We start from the raw sequence: 14,205 nt of genomic DNA, 5'->3' as shown, positions 1-14,205 counted from the left end.
AAGCTTCATTTCAACGTCTCGGACCGTTTGCGGACCGATTGACCACCGGACCGATTAGAACGCGTTCGCCGCTTGGCTCTGAAAATCAGGGCTGGCATGCGCATAGGTCCGCTCGAACTCTTCCGATGTAAGCCCGAGTGAGGCCGCTGCCTGCTCGGTATCGACGCCTGCCTGAGCAAGCCATGTGGCGCGTGTGTGCCGCAGGACGTGAGGCGTCACGTCGTCGCCAAAGCCGGCCGCATCGCGGACCGTTCTGAACGCTTTGTGCGGCTTGACGATTTTTTCCCCAGCATATGTGACCACATACCTAAGCGTGATCGGGCGCCCTTCCGAATCCAGCGCCGTATCGGCCTTGTGCCAATAGCGCAGGAACCGGAGCAGTCGAGGCGGCACCTTGACCGGCGTCCGTCGCTTGTTGTGAGCCACGCGCTCGCCCTCGGCTCTGCGATAGATGACGCCACGATCAAGGTCTATATGACCGGCTGTCGTGTTTGGCATCCATTGCAGGTTCAGGACGGCGGACAGGCGAGTTCCGGTATATAGGCCAATCATGATCAGGCGGACCAGATGACCGCACTGTTTCTCGTTCCTGGCGGCGCGTAGCAGTCTTGCGACTTCCTGCCTGGTCAGCCACTTCTGCCGAGGCATTCCCTTCTCGGGCAACGTCACCTTCGGAACCATGTCCAGCGTGTTTTCGGCGTGGTAATAGTTGATCGCGGCCCGAAGCACCTCCAGATCCCGTCGAGCGCCGCCGAGATTGCCGCGGTCAAACGCAAACTCTCGGCACGTCTGTCCTTTGATTTCCGTCAAGAGCATGTCGCCGAAGAAATCGTTGAGCCTGCCGATCATGGATTCGGTCTCCTTCGGACGCGCCGTTGAAGGGCACTTCTCCTCCAGGTAAACCATCAGCACGTCGCCTACCGAGACCTCAGCGGAACGACTGCTGCGCTGCGGGCGGTATTTGCTGGCGATATATTCGGCGAGCTTTTCTTGCGCTCGGCCAACTTCTGCTTCAGAGCAGTCCGTGCCGATACGCTGCCCTCCGTCCTTGATGAACCATGTTCCGGTGTCTGGCCTGAGCCAGAGCCTTGCTGGTCGACGCTTTTGCGGCATTTTTCAATCATCCTCTTGATCCCGTTTTTGGTGACGAAATCCTTGTTGGCGATCTGAATGATTTCAAGATTGCCCTTCCGGGCTTCGGTCCGCAGAGAGGATTTCGTCAGACGGCCACGAAAGAACAGCTTGCAGGCGTCGGCAAGTGAAATCGGATCGTCGTCCTCGATATCCATCATTCGCCCCTCCGTTTACTCTCCGCCTTGTGTCGCTCCCACTCCCGTTGGGCCGAGGGATCAGCAAACGTGAAGGGCTTGGGGTCGGGAACTGGTGCAGGGTCGGACTTCAGCGCGCGGACGATACCCGCAGCTTTTTTGCCAGACATAAGTCTCCACTTGTGGCCGGCTGGTTCCACGAACTCCCCGAGCAACTCGCCCATACAATCGTGGAAGGGAACAAGCCGTTCTGGCGTATCCTCGATTGGTGCCGCATCTTCCAATGCTTTCGCCGCCTCTTCCAGCGCAGAGTTCCGGATATCGGCTTCATTGCTTGCCATCGGCGTTCCCCTTCTGCTGTGGAATGAGGGCGGCGCGGACCTGCTTCAATGCGGCCCATGCCATAGAGCGAGTGTCGTTGCTGGTCATAAGCGAGTGACAGATTTCAACGTATGGTTCTGCGAGCTTCAGCGCCTCCCTAAGCCGCTCGATCTCCCCCTGCTTTGGACCAATGCTAGTGGTAGTCCAAGCGGCCCCAGCCTTAAGACGGCGAAAATCAGTCTCCGTTCCTCCGCGCTCTTGCCGCGCACGTTCCTCAAGATGAGTTTGGCATTATGACGGATAATCTCGCCACGGCTCATCTTTCATCTCCTGCAACGATATATGTGCCGTACTTGAGCCAAGCTCGAAGGCGCTTGCGCTCTTCCTTGTAAGCTTGTGCAGGAGCTTTAGCGTCGAGCCAATCCAGAATATTCCGCAGATCGCTTTTGAGCGTTGGTGCGTCTTTGCTGGCGCTAGCCAGTGCAGCAGCCTCATGCCTAGAAAGACGGCCATCGGTAATCTGTGTCATGACTTCACCTCAGAATGAAAACTTGGATCGAGCGGGTGCGGCATGAACTCGACAGGGTCGACAGGGCTTTCGCCCTCCAAATCCCACCAATATGCGCGCTTGCCGTCGTCGGCCCACGTCGCTTGATAGATTCGGCCGTCTTCGTCGCGGACCCAATATTCTTCGGAATTGGCTATCCGAAGTTCACCAAGCTCGTAGACGCGATCAACGCTTTTGTCGGCTTCGGAGATCGGGCGCCATGACGCCTCCAAGTAAGCTGCTATAGCCTGACGCGCTTCCCGAGGCTCAAGATGGACAGGCTTATAGTTTTCGTCTTCGCCAAGCACAACTGCCTTGCAGATCGCTTTTATAATGTCGCCATCCCCTCCCTCTTCCAAATCCGGTGCATTCTGAGAGACAACTGGTGTTGAGGTGCATTGGTGGGTGTAGAGCGGTTCGCATGCGAACGCTGTCGCATCGCTAAAGCGGGTCGGCTTCACAGTGGCGACATTCCACTTGCCGATAAGAGGTTCCCCGCCATAAGCGCTCTCCCACCGCCACGCCACCGGCTCCTCCGCATTATCGCCGGCCTGCGGGGCGAGGGCGGAGAGGGCGAGATCCTTGAGATAATCGACCTCAATCTTGAGCGCTTCTTCGGTATTGCATTGGCATACTGGCGAACAGCCGCATTCACGAGGCGCGGCGATCGTCTTTAGCGCTTTCAAGTGCGGATAGGCGGCATCGCCACGGCGATACGTGATGAGTTCGCGGGCCAAATGGCCTGCATCATCGGCCCGCAGCCTTGCCCAGTGCTCAAGCTCATCATCAGTTATCGGCGCTCTGCTATTTGTGGTCATGGTGTGGGCTCCTTGGTGGCAGAAACGTCGATGGCGTAGACTTCGACCGGATCGGCGCCGAAATGTGGATGGGTGATCGTCTTGCGGATGAAGCCGCGCCAAGGAAGCTCGATGCGCCGGGACTGATCGTCGCGCTTCGGGTAGCCTTTGGTGAGAACTATCCCGTCGAACGAGCGATGAAGGATGCCGCGTTCGCCACCGACGATAAGGCGCTTCTTCCAGAAGGCGTTAGCAAGCCGGTATTCCTCGGGCTTCGTTCCGTCGCAGATCGCGTCGAAGTATTCCGCTTTCAGGGCAAGATGCAGTTTCGTCATGGCTTCCCCTCCGTGTGCTGGTTGATGATGGCGGCCGGCGCGAAAAGCTGGCGCGGCGGAAGTGGCGGTTTAGCCTGCCGCCTGGCTACCTTCTCCGAGATTGGAAAGCCGGGGCTGCGGATCTTCTGCTTTGGAGACTTAATCCCGTTGGCGCGGTTATAGACCCGCTTCGCCTTGGCGATCGCCGTGACATCCTTGTTGGTCTTGCCGTCTTCGCCGCGGTGGCAGCAGAAGCAGAGGAGCTGGCCTTCGGCGATCGTGATCTTGCGTTGCTTGTCGGCTTCGGGCCGTAGCGCCTCGGCTATGATGTGATCGATATCGTACGGCTTGCCGGCAAGGACGAGCTTGCAGCGCTCGCAGCAGATGCGACCGAGATGATCTTTGGAACGCTCGACGATCTGCTCTTTCTGGTTACGGGTGAACTCGCGACGGGACATCAGAGCGGCACCCCACCTTGAGGGAGGACCGTACCGAAGCCGTCGCATTCTTTGCATTCGCGCTCTTCGGTATCGTCGTGGGGGACGGCGCATCCAGCCTCATAGACCGTGGCACGCTTGGAAATCAGTCCTTCGCCACCGCAGGCATCGCAGGTGACGAAGAAGTAGGGGCCATGATCCTCGCCAGTCATCTGGCGGAGATATTCGCCGTCGGCTTCGAGAGCCGCCTGCATCTCTTTGTCGAAGATCGTGCTCAATGCCTGACCTCCCTCGGATCCGCCTCTCCAGCGATAATCCCGTCCGCCGTGGCAAACGCCGCCGGCAGAGATCCACGGATCATCTCGATAAGATGCGTATCTGGTGCGGTGACCATGATCTTCATCGTGGCCGCCAACGAGACGGTGAGGGCGGTCATGATCGCCTGGAATTTGGTCTCCGGAGGGAGATCGGCCGTTTCCGGTGCCAATGTCCAATAGCGGTGGATGACGTCGGCAATTTCCTTCCTGACCGCCTCAGTGGCGACGTCGAACGGATCAGCCATTGGCGCGCCCTCCCAACTCCTCGACCGAGCACCCGAGCACATCGGCGTAATAATCGATCGCGCTCTCCAGGCTCGTATTTCCGTTGAAGATCGCCCGCATGGATTTCGATATGCTGGTGGCCTTGGCCTGGCCGTCGGGCGAGAGCGCCTTGATCTTCGGCGCCCATTCGTTCTCGATCGCCTTCAGTGCCGCGCCAGTCGCTTCCCGGTCGGCAGCCATCGGCAGAACATCTCGAGCGAACTGGATAAGCGTCTCCGTTTCCGGGTCGCGTGAACCCGCCGGCGGCTGAGATGGGGCGGTCTCTGCGCCGCCGGCCGGGTCTTCTCCTGAAGCAAGGTCCGCCACGGGTGTTTCCGTTGCATCAGGAATGGGGGAGCCTGCCGGCGCGGCACCAGCAGGCTCGGCAGACGCGGGTATGAGGGACCCCGCGGCTGCGTCCGGCGGGACGGGGGCGTCGCCGGATTCTAAATCGTCATCAAAAATATCGCCCGCCTGAGCCGTTTCGGTCTCGGAGTGGACGAAGGACGCATCGAAGCCTTCGCGCTCGCCCTCGGGCCGGTGCGCGGCGTTCTGGCGCAATCGCTGCATGACCGACGGCTGCGGGGTGATGTCGCGCGCGTTGTCTGGTCCTTGGAATTGTTCGGCCTCCTCACGGTCGTAGACACCGAGGATGACTTCCGGCGTGTACCGCCGAGCCCATGAGCGGGCACTGTAGTAACCGAGCTGCTGCTGCTGATCAGTCTTCCACAGCGGTGAGTTCTTCGGCGTGATCAGTCCGACCGGCGGCGACGTGTATGAATATTCTTCGCCATCCAGGGTGCCGGACACCGTGCAGGTCATATCGGTACCGGTGCCTTCGTAGCTGTAGCGCAGGCGGCCTTTGATGCCGGACCGGGTGTTGACGACGGCGGCGATAAGCTGCGCTTCATAGGCGATCGTACCATTGACCTGGTACGACTTCGAGGCGACAGCGAAAGGGTTCATCTGCCAGTCCAGCGCCTGCAGCGCTACAGCCATGCAGGCGCCGGCGTTGCCGCGCAAATGCTTGGGCAGGGCAATGTCAGCCCGGCACATTACCTCGGCGAATTTGACGACCTCGGCCAGATTCTGAGGTGCAATCTTCGCGCCGGTGGCTCCGGTGGACATACCGACCGAATCCATAGGAAGGCGTTCGGTTCGTTCTGCGAGCTGGTTCATGCTGCGATCCCCAATTGATTTTTGATGCGAGTTTTTGCCCAGGCAGGCATTTCGGCATATCCGACCATCTCTCGGTCGAACCCGTCGAAGCCCGGCCAAACGCCCTCCTTGAGGCAGCGTTTGACCGTCTCGATCGCGACGCGCGCCTGGCGCTCGCCGAGGTCTATATCCTCGTCTTTCAACTGCATGACGCGGACATCGTAGGGCGGAGCTTTCTCGACGAAGACGAAAGTGAAGCTTGAGAACGCGTCGGCGCCGAGAACCTGGCGGACGATCATCCGGAGCAAGCCGGCCTGGACGTGATATCCGTGACTGAAAATTGCCTTGGACAGGCTTTCGTCATCGACCGACGCCGCCGTCTTCAGATCCACGAAGTCGCCGCTATCGTTCGGCACCACGTCAGGCCGCGTCTTGAGCCAGATATCGCCGTCCTTGCAGAACAAGCTACGCTCGATGCGACCGTTCAGAATGCCGAGGCGGATAGCCTCCTTCTTGGAAAGAGCGGTCGCGATCTGGCGAATATGCCCGATATCCGTTTCGGTGATGACGACCTTGCCGACCTTAGCCTGGTCAGCGAGCCAAGCCTTGCACCAGTTCGATTGGCCGCTCCACGGCTTCTCCGCGCCCTTGCCGTCTGGGTATGTGGCTGGGCGGAGCGAATAGCGCTCCTTGAAGCCTTCCTCGCCCAGCAACAGCATGTGAGCCGCCTTGCCGAACTCCAGGCTATCTTTTTCAGGGCGCTCGAAGGCATCCGGGTTGTAGGGCGAGAAACCCCAATATTCGGAAGGCCGGCGGAGTACGGAACGAAGGCCGGAACTGGAAATCGAGAACCCATCGAACAGATCGATCTTGCCATGATAGTCTTCGATCGGGACTCCGGCGTAGATGCCGCGGCGAATGATCTGCTTGCCGTTCCATCTCTGCTCTGATCCGATGCCGCCGATCAGGCCGCTGGAGATAGACGCGATGGACTGGAAAGAATCCTGATCGATAATCTTATCCATGGCGAACGCTCTCCTGTGCGATAAGGTCTTGCTGGTGAAGGACGGCCTGCGCGCGGGGGATCGACACGAAGAGCATCAGGGCTCCGACGATGACGAGCATGTGCAGGCCGATGAGTAACCAGAATTGACGGTCGCGGGCGGCTTGAGCCTCGGCGGCACGGCGGTTAATGGCGGCGAGCTTGACTTGGATTTCACTCATAACGCTGCTCCCAGATCTTTCGCGACGCGCAGAACCTCGTTGGCCTGATCGATGCTGTTGATGTTTGCGGTGTGGTATTCGTCGACGCCGATCACGTGGGCGATCATGCCGTAGAGCTCGCGCCGACCGACGCGACCAGACTTCCAGATCGGGTCGATGACCTTGTGTATCTCGGACCGGACCGATTTTATTTCAGGCGTCGGGATGCAGCCGAGTGGTCGCGTCCGATCCTTGGTCTTGTGGTGGCAGCCGACGAAGTTGCCGCAGGTGTCACAGCGCCAAAACGGCAGGTCGTGAAGGTCACGCCGGTGAGGATAGGTTTCCTTGCCGGTGACCAGACGGGCCTGCACCTCGCCTTTGCAGCCGCAGCAGTAGAGTTTCATGGGCGCGCGGCTCATCACTCTTCGCCCCGCGTCGTCTTGAGCACGGATGCAGCAGCATCGAGCGCAGCCGTCGCGCATTTCGGGCAAAGGTCGGTTAAATCCAGCCGGTCCTTGCCGCCGTAGCTGTCGACGTTGCGGGAGCCCTCGATCTTCAGCGAGCCCCAATCCCGAGGCTTCTTGAACGATCGGCTCGTGTACGAGCCTTCCTGCTGCTTGTCGACTGTATGGCCGCAGTTGTCGCATGAGATGCGCGGGGTGATGTTGACGTCGGCCATCAGATCCGCGCTCCCTGTACGAGAGCAGACTGAAGCGCCGGAACCTCGCCGCGGTAGTCGGGAGCCGTCTCGCGCTTGAGGTCGGCGATCTGGCGCTCCAAATAGGCTGTTTCCCGCTGGGCCTTGACGAAGGCGGACCTGGCGATGGCCAGCTTTTCCTCGTAGGCATCGAGGAGGAATTGGTCGCGGTTCATGCTGCACCGCCTTTTTCGCGCAGCCGAAGGAGAGCTAAGATAGCCAGTGTCATAGCTACGTTCTCGACCTTCGGGAAGGAGGTTGACCCCATGGCCAGATTCAGGATCCAGTGGAGTGCTACAGCCGCTATGACGTCAAAGATGGTCATAACTATTCTCATGGTTTGATTGCCTTTTCCCATTCCGGAGTCTGTCTCTGCCATCTTCGTTACCTCGTAGTCTGGGGATGGGTGGGGAGGGCGGTCAGACGTAGGCTTCCGCCTCTAGTCGCGTGATGAAGAAGTGGATCCCGCTGGAGCATTCCTCGAACCAGTTCTCATCGAAGCTGTCGGGAGTGACGCGGGTGCCGGCGATGTATTCGGTCTTGCCATCGTGAAGCGAAATCGCTTTGCCTTCGCCGATCACCTCGATAACGTCGGCATATTCGGCTCGGCACTTCCGCCCAAAAGCATGCGAGCGCTTCGCCGTCTCAGGAATGCGAAGCTTGACGATCACACCGTTCCTGCACTTCTTCCAGCCGATCAGATCGCCTTCTGGGAGGATGCGCGTCATGGCGACAGCCATTTCCGCATTCTCGGCGGAGCGCAGGTCGGCGGAGCGCAGGTCGGCGTAGCTCAGGTCGGCGGAGCGCAGGTTGGCGGAGCGCAGGTCGGCGGAGCGCAGGTTGGCGGAGCGCAGGTCGGCGGAGCGCAGGTCGGCGGAGCGCAGGTTGGCGTAGCTCAGGTTGGCGGAGCTCAGGTCGGCGTAGCTCAGGTTGGCGGAGCTCAGGTTGGCGGAGCTCAGGTCGGCGGAGCGCAGGTTGGCGGAGCGCAGGTTGGCGGAGCTCAGGTCGGCGGAGCGCAGGTTGGCGGAGCGCAGGTCGGCCTTTCCCTTGATAGCCCACTTCACAGCCAAACCAAGTTTGAGAGACGGAAGGGCGTCCTCCTTGCACTCAATGTCAGCTGTGAATTTTACTTCGCCGGTATACCGGTCAAGAACGTCGAATTTCATTGTCTTCCCTCTGTCGTGCCGTCTAGCGGCAGGTTGAATTCGTTATTCGGCTGCGATTGAAAAGTGATCCTCAAGCCTCGCGCTCTCGCTGGGGCGCCAGTCAGCCCGGGCCTTACGCATAAAACTGATCCTCATCCTTGAGGCCCATGATCTCGCGGGCGTAGCGGTAGTGGCCCTCGACCGCGAACCGGTAGCCGCGCATGAAGACCGGGCCTTTGATGGTGTTCTGCGGCTCGTGCATCTTTTCGAAGCCGAGGGCGCCGTAGCGCTGCGCTTCGATCGCCATGTAGACGTCACAGTCGGCCAGGTCGCGGGCACCGTTCCAGCGGGCGTCGCGCTTGCTCTGCTCTGTCTCGATCTGGCGGATGTGCTGCATTTCCCGGTCCTCTTCGTGCCGCCGATCCCGTTTCTCTGAGCCCGTGGGCTAGTCAGTCGTGATCGGTTTGTGAGGAGGAATGTAACAGATAATGCGACAGTGTCAACCGACGTGTAACATGAAATGACGCAAAATATTTGACATCGAAATCGGGATGGCGCAAAAGAAAAGCGCCGGCGGGGTGATCCGACCGGCGCTCAATGCAGCTAAGTTGATACGTTTCGCTTAACACATCACAACAATTGATGGAAGCGAAAAGCTGCTGAGAGTGGCTGAAAAACGCAAAATCTTGGGCCTGATCGGAGGTTCCCGCCAAGATGATGTGTTCAGAGGCTCAAACGGCAGCGGTTTTTCAAGGGCATTGTCCCGCGCCACCGATCATCAGGTGATCAATCCCATCGCGGTCGCCGCTCGCCAGTCAGGAGCGGAATCAAAAAATACCTGGATGGCGTGACCCATAGCCGCCAGGGCCTGACGGAACAGGGCATCCCCCTGACGGTCCCACGGCTTCAGCCTCCTCCTTCCTGACCAGAAGGGTAAAGCTGGAAGCTGCTCCGAGCCGGGAAAAATCGGAGCAAGGCATGAGCGGTGGAAGGCTCATACGTCGCTTGCGGCGGAAAAGGCACTGAGTATGCGCCCGGTCAAACGGGTTCCCTTGGTCCGGGACTGACGGTAGGGAGCTTCGCTTCCATCCCCTGTCAGGCAGAAAAGGGTAGAGCTATGCCCTCCCGATGCGAAAAACCGAGAAACCGCTGCGAAAAATTAGATTGTCTCGTTTCGCAACGCATCCAGGCGGTCGAAGACAGCCCGCCAGGCGTCGGCTCGATTTTCAGCCGGCAGTTTGCCAACGATCCCTGCGATATCCTGCAGGTACTCGTCTATCTTCGTCTCGGGCGGGTAAGTTCGCTCAAGAAGAACAACCAATTCGGCATTCACCGACCGGTTGTTGAAATCAGCGACACGCTTGATGCGATCGCGCAAGCCGTTCGGAACGCGGATGATGATTTTATCCAGGAGGCGGCTCGGGCTGTACTCGCTCATCCTGAACGCATACAAGCGCCGCTTAACCAAATAAATATCGGCCAGTGGCCATACACGCAGACGTCGCTATGATCGTTTTTCATACTTAAAAGAGCACTGCCAAGTGCCTATGGAGCGATGAAATGAACGAGCTGTTCGCCTCTTTTGTGTCCCCCGAAAAGGTTATGTCTGGCAAGTTTCGCGTGCACCCCGTCATCGGCGACGAGATGGAGCCGACGCTTCGGGGTGGGCGAGACTTTGTCTTGACGGCGCCAGTGACAGCTTACGAGGGGGAGGGGATTTACTTGGTCGACATCGGCCTCGGGATCGAGCTTTTCCGGGTGACGAATACTCTTGGGCCGGCTGGAGAGCTGATTCTTTCCCGCGAGAACGAGCATTATCCGGCGCACCGGCTGCCGCGTGGCCAATTCAGTGACGCGGTTGTGGGGATTGTCGTCGCCGATATCCGGACGCGGGACAGCCGGTTCCTTAAATCGTGAACCGGCCGATGTAGCGGCCAACGATCTGGATCTCATCCAGATTGAGGATGCGTGTCATGTGGCGCGGGTTGTCCGACGAGATTTGGACCGTGATCCGCTCATCACCCGGGCTGGATGTCACCTCGAGGCGTTTGACAACGACGCCCCCAAACTCGTCCGCAAGCGCATAGACGCCTGGCGGCGACGGAACCCGGTGGCGGGTGTCGATGAACACGACGTCGCCGTCCTCGATCGTCGGCGTCATTGAATCGCCCCGGGAAGGGAAAGCGGCGACGTGCGGTGCCCGAACGCCCATGCGCATGAGCATCCATTCAGGCAGGCGCCAATGGTCGCGCACGGCCTCCTTATGGAACGTGATCCCGTTCTGAGTGGTGTTCTCGACGATCGACATTCCGCCACCGCCGAGACCGGCGATCAGGTCAATCTCCGGAATATCCTTGCCGTTCGCTTCCCGCTTCGGCGTGTCGTGATCCTCATCGCTGGCGTCTGGATCGAAGCTCGAAACCATGGCGGTTTCTATCTTCGGCGGCTGATTTAGCATCAACGCCTCAACCGTGGTGCCGAGCAACGGCGCCAACTTTTCCGCCCTGTCCCGCTTGAGTTGGCTGTGATCATTGGCAAGCCGGTTCACCGTCGCGCGTGACACATCCAACGCTTCAGCCAGCTCTTCTTGTGAGCCAATATTTGATGCTTTGAGAAAGGGTTCGAGCCAGTTTTTCGACATGACGATTTTATCGTCCATCTCTGGCCATCGATCTATGCCATAAAATGCGACACTGGTGTTGACATAGACAACAAAGTGTAGCAGTAATTGCTACATGACCCTTGAAGATTACATCCACGAGCACACCACTGTAACAGCTTTTGCGGCATTGCTGGGCAAGAGCCGGGCGCAAGTGCACCGGTACATGCGCGGTGAAAATCTGAGCAAGAGCGTCATCGAAGAGATTTGCCGCGCCACGAGCGGGGCAGTCGAACCAAAGTCATTCTTCCAGTCGGCGAGCGCAGAATGAGCGCCGCCGCTGTCCTCACGGAAGCCCTGGCGATCATCGGCACACCCAAGACGTGGGGCCAGTGCGCATGTGCTGCTGATGCCAAAGGCCACGAGGTCAAGCTGAACAGCGAGAAGGCGTCTCGGTTCTGCATGGTCGGCGCCCTTCAGCGAGTCCCGTGTTCGGCTACCGATTACGGGATAGCGATCCGGCATCTCCGCAACGCCTGTAGAGGTCAGTCCATTTTCGAATTCAACGACAGCCATAGTCATCGTTCCGTGACGAAGGCGATGCGGCGCGCGATCGCCGCGGCGGAGGCAGCATGACCTGGAACCACGACATATCCGCCGCACCGCGCGGCCAACAGGTCACAGTCACCCGCAAGGTGCGCACTGCCGAAGGCTCCGTCGATAGAGACTTTACGGAACACCATGTCGCGCCTGTCTGGCTGGCGCGCGCTGACGGCAAGGTCGTCCGATCCTACTGGGTTCCAGCCACGAAGCAGAGCACCGGCCGTTGGGCGGGCTTTGCCGAGAACGAGCAGCCGGTCGCGTGGCAGGTGTTTGTCACGCCGGAGCATCCATTTGCTGCAGCCTCTCAAGGCGAAGCTGCGGCCCCCAGCGAAGCCAGCGTAAACCCCCTTTCTAGATCGGGTAGCGGCGGCGCCAATACAGGAGGAAGCGATGTAGATGGCAGCGCGGAGCGCGCGTCTCGGCAGAGCAACAACACAACGCACCCAGCCGGCGGGATAGAAGCCGGAATTGACGCTAGTTTTATAGATGAAACTGCGTCTGGCCCGGACGTTAAACGGGCACCTCTCATCAATCGCGATCATGTTTTCCTCGATGATGTTGGGAGCGGAGCATGACCATCCAGACCAAACACCAGTTCGGTATCTCGACCCAGGTCGAAGCCGCTCGTCAGTCTCAGCGCGCCGCCTTCCGGTCGACATTTCACGTCTGCGGAAATTGTGATCGAACGTTGTCAGTCGCCGAATTCATCGAGCGCCACTGCGAGGACTGCAACGGCTACACCAAGCCCGTTGCGGTAAAGGGCCGGTCATGAAGCCCACCCTGTCTCCCGAGGCTCTGTCCGCCCGTGTTGGCATCGGTACGCGCCATGCGAGGGTGCTCGGCGTCCTTTGCTCTGAATACCCCAAGAAAATCTCAGCTTCGAACCTGATGGTGCGCGCTGGTCTTCCGTTCCACAGCGATCCGGTATTGGCCTTCACCGAGCTCTGCATGTCGGTTTCTCACATCAATTCCAGGCTTCCCAATCGTGTTGGTTGGCAGATCGCTAGGACGAACGGGACGCCCAGGGCTTCCTACTGGCTGTCGCCGGCAGAAAACAGCGAAGGCGGTGCGGCATGAGCGATTTCGTGAAAGGCCTTTTGTCAGCAGCCGGTGGGGCGCTCGTCTTCGGTGTGTTCCTTGCCATCGCCTACTTCGGTCGCAATCGCTACCCGCGCACCCGCGACCTCGAAGATATCGACTACGACAACGCTCGCCCGGATGGCTGGATGGGGCATTTCAAGGCGGAGGACAAGCAATGAGCACTCTCCTCGTCATGCTGCAGGCCATTCTCGTCGCCATGATCGTCTCCTGCATTCTCATTCTGCTGGCTGCCGCTTTTCGATACATGCGCGCCGCACCGGAGGATCGTGTTCTGATCGCCCCGGCCCCCGAAAGGGGAAACGTCATTCAACTTCATCATTTCCGCCGGAACGCTTCAGGTTCCACGCTTATCGCTCCGGCATCCAACCCGTCGAGAGGCGGAGACGCATAACCTTCCTGCCGCCTGCTCTTGATCAGCAACATATCAAGGCAGGCGGCCCGGAATGGAAAATCACAGCCCCGTAGTGACAATTAGAAAATCCGAAAACAAGGCGAACACAATGAGTTCTGTAGACGCTTTTACCCCCGATCTAGCCGCGGTGTACGCGCGCAAGATGGTCGAAAGGGAAAGTCGTGGAAACGGCGATCAGATGAATGCGCTCGAACGAGTAGGGCGCCGTTGCGGCATGACCGCTCGATCGCTGCGCCGTCTTCTGAATGGTGAGACGCGCGATCCTGGCATCGCCGTCTTCGGGAGGATTCGAGCCGCGTACCTTGATCTCTGCGCGCGGCAGATTGCGGCACTACAGCATGAATTAGAGATCGAGAAAGCGAGGAACGCGGATGCTTCTCTGGAAGATATTGGCCGCGAGGTTGAAGCTCTGGCTGAAAAGGTCAGGCAAGCGAAAGGACGGTGATACCAATGGCAGCAAGTGAAGGCGCGAAGGCGATTAACGACAAGCGGCAGAAGCTGTTCGCTTACTATTTCCGCAACGAGCTTGCCGCCGAAACCGAGCGGCGGCAAGCGACGGCGAAGAAGTCGGCCAATCGGAAGGTCGCCAAGGCCGCCGATCCGACCTTCACCGGTCAGAAGTTCGATCATTACCTGAATGCTCATTTCGGCGAGGACGATCAGAAGCCTGTCGACCGGCTGAAATCCGATCGAGAGAACCTCGAATGGCTCGGTCTCATCCCGTCCACAAAGGGCGACCTCCTCGCCAAGGTCGACCGCGTCGACAAGGAAGGCATGATCCGGGCCAAGGGCTACAAGGCCGGTCTGCTCGGGCTCGATCGCGTCTCCGGTTATGACGCCGGCAGTGTCGACGACAAGATGTTCCTGGAATCCTACGACGCCGGGAAGAAGGAATACGAAACCGACCTTCCGGACATCCTCAAGCAGATCCAAGCCGAAACGACGCGTGAAGAGCCGCCGGCGAGCGGCTTCGATCCGTTCTCTGTCGTGAAGCACTGAACCTCCCAGGCGGCTCGGCACCT

31 protein-coding genes are annotated in these 14,205 nt (G+C 59.3%); 11 read left to right on the top strand and 20 right to left on the bottom strand.

The window, feature by feature from the left end:
- Positions 1–54: 54 nt before the first annotated feature.
- The 18 genes from FHX03_RS01995 to FHX03_RS01910 form a co-directional block, all read right to left on the bottom strand.
- Positions 55–906, bottom strand: coding sequence for a tyrosine-type recombinase/integrase (locus FHX03_RS01995; protein ID WP_246699181.1), 852 nt, complete (start codon positions 904–906; stop codon positions 55–57).
- Between the two features lie 11 nt (positions 907–917).
- Complete coding sequence (locus tag FHX03_RS01990; protein ID WP_183852355.1) at positions 918–1,292, bottom strand: hypothetical protein; 375 nt, start codon at positions 1,290–1,292, stop codon at positions 918–920.
- Positions 1,289–1,609 (bottom strand): hypothetical protein, encoded by a 321-nt coding sequence (locus tag FHX03_RS01985; protein ID WP_183852353.1) that lies wholly within the window; start codon positions 1,607–1,609, stop codon positions 1,289–1,291. The genes FHX03_RS01990 and FHX03_RS01985 overlap by 4 nt, the downstream gene beginning before the upstream one ends.
- 296 nt (positions 1,610–1,905) lie before the next feature.
- A complete protein-coding gene (locus tag FHX03_RS01980; protein WP_183852351.1) occupies positions 1,906–2,118 on the bottom strand; it encodes a hypothetical protein in 213 nt (70 codons plus the stop codon).
- Positions 2,115–2,954 (bottom strand): hypothetical protein, encoded by an 840-nt coding sequence (locus FHX03_RS01975; protein WP_183852349.1) that lies wholly within the window; start codon positions 2,952–2,954, stop codon positions 2,115–2,117. Before FHX03_RS01975 ends, FHX03_RS01980 begins: the two co-directional genes overlap by 4 nt.
- Complete coding sequence (locus FHX03_RS01970; RefSeq protein ID WP_183852347.1) at positions 2,951–3,268, bottom strand: ASCH domain-containing protein; 318 nt, start codon at positions 3,266–3,268, stop codon at positions 2,951–2,953. The genes FHX03_RS01975 and FHX03_RS01970 overlap by 4 nt, the downstream gene beginning before the upstream one ends.
- On the bottom strand, positions 3,265–3,705 hold the full coding sequence (locus FHX03_RS01965) for a hypothetical protein (protein WP_183852345.1): 441 nt from the start codon (positions 3,703–3,705) through the stop codon (positions 3,265–3,267). Before FHX03_RS01965 ends, FHX03_RS01970 begins: the two co-directional genes overlap by 4 nt.
- On the bottom strand, positions 3,705–3,962 hold the full coding sequence (locus tag FHX03_RS01960) for a hypothetical protein (protein ID WP_183852343.1): 258 nt from the start codon (positions 3,960–3,962) through the stop codon (positions 3,705–3,707). The genes FHX03_RS01965 and FHX03_RS01960 overlap by 1 nt, the downstream gene beginning before the upstream one ends.
- Positions 3,959–4,246 (bottom strand): hypothetical protein, encoded by a 288-nt coding sequence (locus tag FHX03_RS01955; protein WP_183852341.1) that lies wholly within the window; start codon positions 4,244–4,246, stop codon positions 3,959–3,961. Before FHX03_RS01955 ends, FHX03_RS01960 begins: the two co-directional genes overlap by 4 nt.
- Positions 4,239–5,444 (bottom strand): recombinase RecT, encoded by a 1,206-nt coding sequence (locus FHX03_RS01950; protein WP_183852339.1) that lies wholly within the window; start codon positions 5,442–5,444, stop codon positions 4,239–4,241. Before FHX03_RS01950 ends, FHX03_RS01955 begins: the two co-directional genes overlap by 8 nt.
- Complete coding sequence (locus FHX03_RS01945; RefSeq protein WP_183852337.1) at positions 5,441–6,448, bottom strand: PD-(D/E)XK nuclease-like domain-containing protein; 1,008 nt, start codon at positions 6,446–6,448, stop codon at positions 5,441–5,443. The genes FHX03_RS01950 and FHX03_RS01945 overlap by 4 nt, the downstream gene beginning before the upstream one ends.
- The gene (locus tag FHX03_RS01940; RefSeq protein ID WP_183852335.1) at positions 6,441–6,647 is read right to left on the bottom strand and encodes a hypothetical protein; all 207 of its coding nucleotides are present in this window, start codon (positions 6,645–6,647) and stop codon (positions 6,441–6,443) included. The genes FHX03_RS01945 and FHX03_RS01940 overlap by 8 nt, the downstream gene beginning before the upstream one ends.
- Entirely contained in the window at positions 6,644–7,045 is a 402-nt protein-coding gene (locus FHX03_RS01935) for a zinc-finger-containing protein (RefSeq protein ID WP_183852334.1), read from the bottom strand. The genes FHX03_RS01940 and FHX03_RS01935 overlap by 4 nt, the downstream gene beginning before the upstream one ends.
- Positions 7,045–7,305: a hypothetical protein gene (locus FHX03_RS01930; RefSeq protein ID WP_183852332.1), complete on the bottom strand. Its 261-nt coding sequence runs from the start codon at positions 7,303–7,305 to the stop codon at positions 7,045–7,047. The genes FHX03_RS01935 and FHX03_RS01930 overlap by 1 nt, the downstream gene beginning before the upstream one ends.
- Complete coding sequence (locus FHX03_RS01925; protein ID WP_183852330.1) at positions 7,305–7,499, bottom strand: hypothetical protein; 195 nt, start codon at positions 7,497–7,499, stop codon at positions 7,305–7,307. Before FHX03_RS01925 ends, FHX03_RS01930 begins: the two co-directional genes overlap by 1 nt.
- Positions 7,496–7,702 carry a hypothetical protein gene (locus FHX03_RS01920; RefSeq protein WP_183852328.1) on the bottom strand — a complete coding sequence of 69 codons (207 nt, stop codon included), beginning with the start codon at positions 7,700–7,702 and terminating at the stop codon, positions 7,496–7,498. Before FHX03_RS01920 ends, FHX03_RS01925 begins: the two co-directional genes overlap by 4 nt.
- Positions 7,703–7,742: 40 nt before the next feature.
- Positions 7,743–8,489 (bottom strand): pentapeptide repeat-containing protein, encoded by a 747-nt coding sequence (locus FHX03_RS01915; RefSeq protein ID WP_183852326.1) that lies wholly within the window; start codon positions 8,487–8,489, stop codon positions 7,743–7,745.
- Between the two features lie 112 nt (positions 8,490–8,601).
- On the bottom strand, positions 8,602–8,865 hold the full coding sequence (locus tag FHX03_RS01910; protein WP_183852324.1) for a hypothetical protein: 264 nt from the start codon (positions 8,863–8,865) through the stop codon (positions 8,602–8,604).
- A gap of 268 nt (positions 8,866–9,133) precedes the next feature.
- Between FHX03_RS01910 and FHX03_RS01905 the strand changes: the two genes are divergently transcribed.
- Positions 9,134–9,319, top strand: coding sequence for a hypothetical protein (locus FHX03_RS01905; protein WP_183852322.1), 186 nt, complete (start codon positions 9,134–9,136; stop codon positions 9,317–9,319).
- Between the two features lie 308 nt (positions 9,320–9,627).
- Here FHX03_RS01905 and FHX03_RS01900 read toward each other — a convergent pair whose 3' ends face one another.
- Positions 9,628–9,906 carry an Arc family DNA-binding protein gene (locus tag FHX03_RS01900; protein WP_183852320.1) on the bottom strand — a complete coding sequence of 93 codons (279 nt, stop codon included), beginning with the start codon at positions 9,904–9,906 and terminating at the stop codon, positions 9,628–9,630.
- A gap of 122 nt (positions 9,907–10,028) precedes the next feature.
- On the opposite strand from FHX03_RS01900, the gene FHX03_RS01895 reads away from it, so the two are divergent.
- On the top strand, positions 10,029–10,385 hold the full coding sequence (locus FHX03_RS01895) for a hypothetical protein (RefSeq protein ID WP_183852318.1): 357 nt from the start codon (positions 10,029–10,031) through the stop codon (positions 10,383–10,385).
- Here FHX03_RS01895 and FHX03_RS01890 read toward each other — a convergent pair.
- Complete coding sequence (locus FHX03_RS01890; protein ID WP_183852316.1) at positions 10,375–11,127, bottom strand: LexA family transcriptional regulator; 753 nt, start codon at positions 11,125–11,127, stop codon at positions 10,375–10,377. The genes FHX03_RS01895 and FHX03_RS01890 overlap by 11 nt on opposite strands.
- Positions 11,128–11,203: 76 nt before the next feature.
- Between FHX03_RS01890 and FHX03_RS01885 the strand changes: the two genes are divergently transcribed.
- The 9 genes from FHX03_RS01885 to FHX03_RS01845 are packed head-to-tail and all read left to right on the top strand — an operon-like array spanning position 11,204 to position 14,182.
- Entirely contained in the window at positions 11,204–11,398 is a 195-nt protein-coding gene (locus tag FHX03_RS01885) for a helix-turn-helix domain-containing protein (RefSeq protein ID WP_183852314.1), read from the top strand.
- A complete protein-coding gene (locus FHX03_RS01880; protein WP_183852312.1) occupies positions 11,395–11,703 on the top strand; it encodes a hypothetical protein in 309 nt (102 codons plus the stop codon). Before FHX03_RS01885 ends, FHX03_RS01880 begins: the two co-directional genes overlap by 4 nt.
- Positions 11,700–12,245 carry a hypothetical protein gene (locus tag FHX03_RS01875; protein ID WP_183852310.1) on the top strand — a complete coding sequence of 182 codons (546 nt, stop codon included), beginning with the start codon at positions 11,700–11,702 and terminating at the stop codon, positions 12,243–12,245. The genes FHX03_RS01880 and FHX03_RS01875 overlap by 4 nt, the downstream gene beginning before the upstream one ends.
- The gene (locus FHX03_RS01870) at positions 12,242–12,442 is read left to right on the top strand and encodes a hypothetical protein (protein ID WP_183852308.1); all 201 of its coding nucleotides are present in this window, start codon (positions 12,242–12,244) and stop codon (positions 12,440–12,442) included. The genes FHX03_RS01875 and FHX03_RS01870 overlap by 4 nt, the downstream gene beginning before the upstream one ends.
- Positions 12,439–12,747, top strand: a complete 309-nt coding sequence (locus FHX03_RS01865; RefSeq protein WP_183852306.1) for a hypothetical protein — start codon at positions 12,439–12,441, stop codon at positions 12,745–12,747. The genes FHX03_RS01870 and FHX03_RS01865 overlap by 4 nt, the downstream gene beginning before the upstream one ends.
- Positions 12,744–12,929 carry a hypothetical protein gene (locus tag FHX03_RS01860; protein WP_183852304.1) on the top strand — a complete coding sequence of 62 codons (186 nt, stop codon included), beginning with the start codon at positions 12,744–12,746 and terminating at the stop codon, positions 12,927–12,929. The genes FHX03_RS01865 and FHX03_RS01860 overlap by 4 nt, the downstream gene beginning before the upstream one ends.
- Positions 12,926–13,162, top strand: coding sequence for a hypothetical protein (locus FHX03_RS01855; protein WP_183852302.1), 237 nt, complete (start codon positions 12,926–12,928; stop codon positions 13,160–13,162). Before FHX03_RS01860 ends, FHX03_RS01855 begins: the two co-directional genes overlap by 4 nt.
- A 52-nt stretch (positions 13,163–13,214) precedes the next feature.
- The gene (locus FHX03_RS01850) at positions 13,215–13,628 is read left to right on the top strand and encodes a hypothetical protein (protein WP_183852300.1); all 414 of its coding nucleotides are present in this window, start codon (positions 13,215–13,217) and stop codon (positions 13,626–13,628) included.
- Positions 13,629–13,633: 5 nt separating this feature from the next.
- Complete coding sequence (locus FHX03_RS01845) at positions 13,634–14,182, top strand: hypothetical protein (RefSeq protein WP_183852298.1); 549 nt, start codon at positions 13,634–13,636, stop codon at positions 14,180–14,182.
- Positions 14,183–14,205 lie beyond the last annotated feature (23 nt).

The sequence above is a fragment of the Rhizobium sp. BK456 genome (genome assembly GCF_014194045.1).
Lineage (GTDB): Bacteria > Pseudomonadota > Alphaproteobacteria > Rhizobiales > Rhizobiaceae > Rhizobium > Rhizobium redzepovicii.
This window is presented reverse-complemented; position numbering and strand designations above follow the sequence as displayed.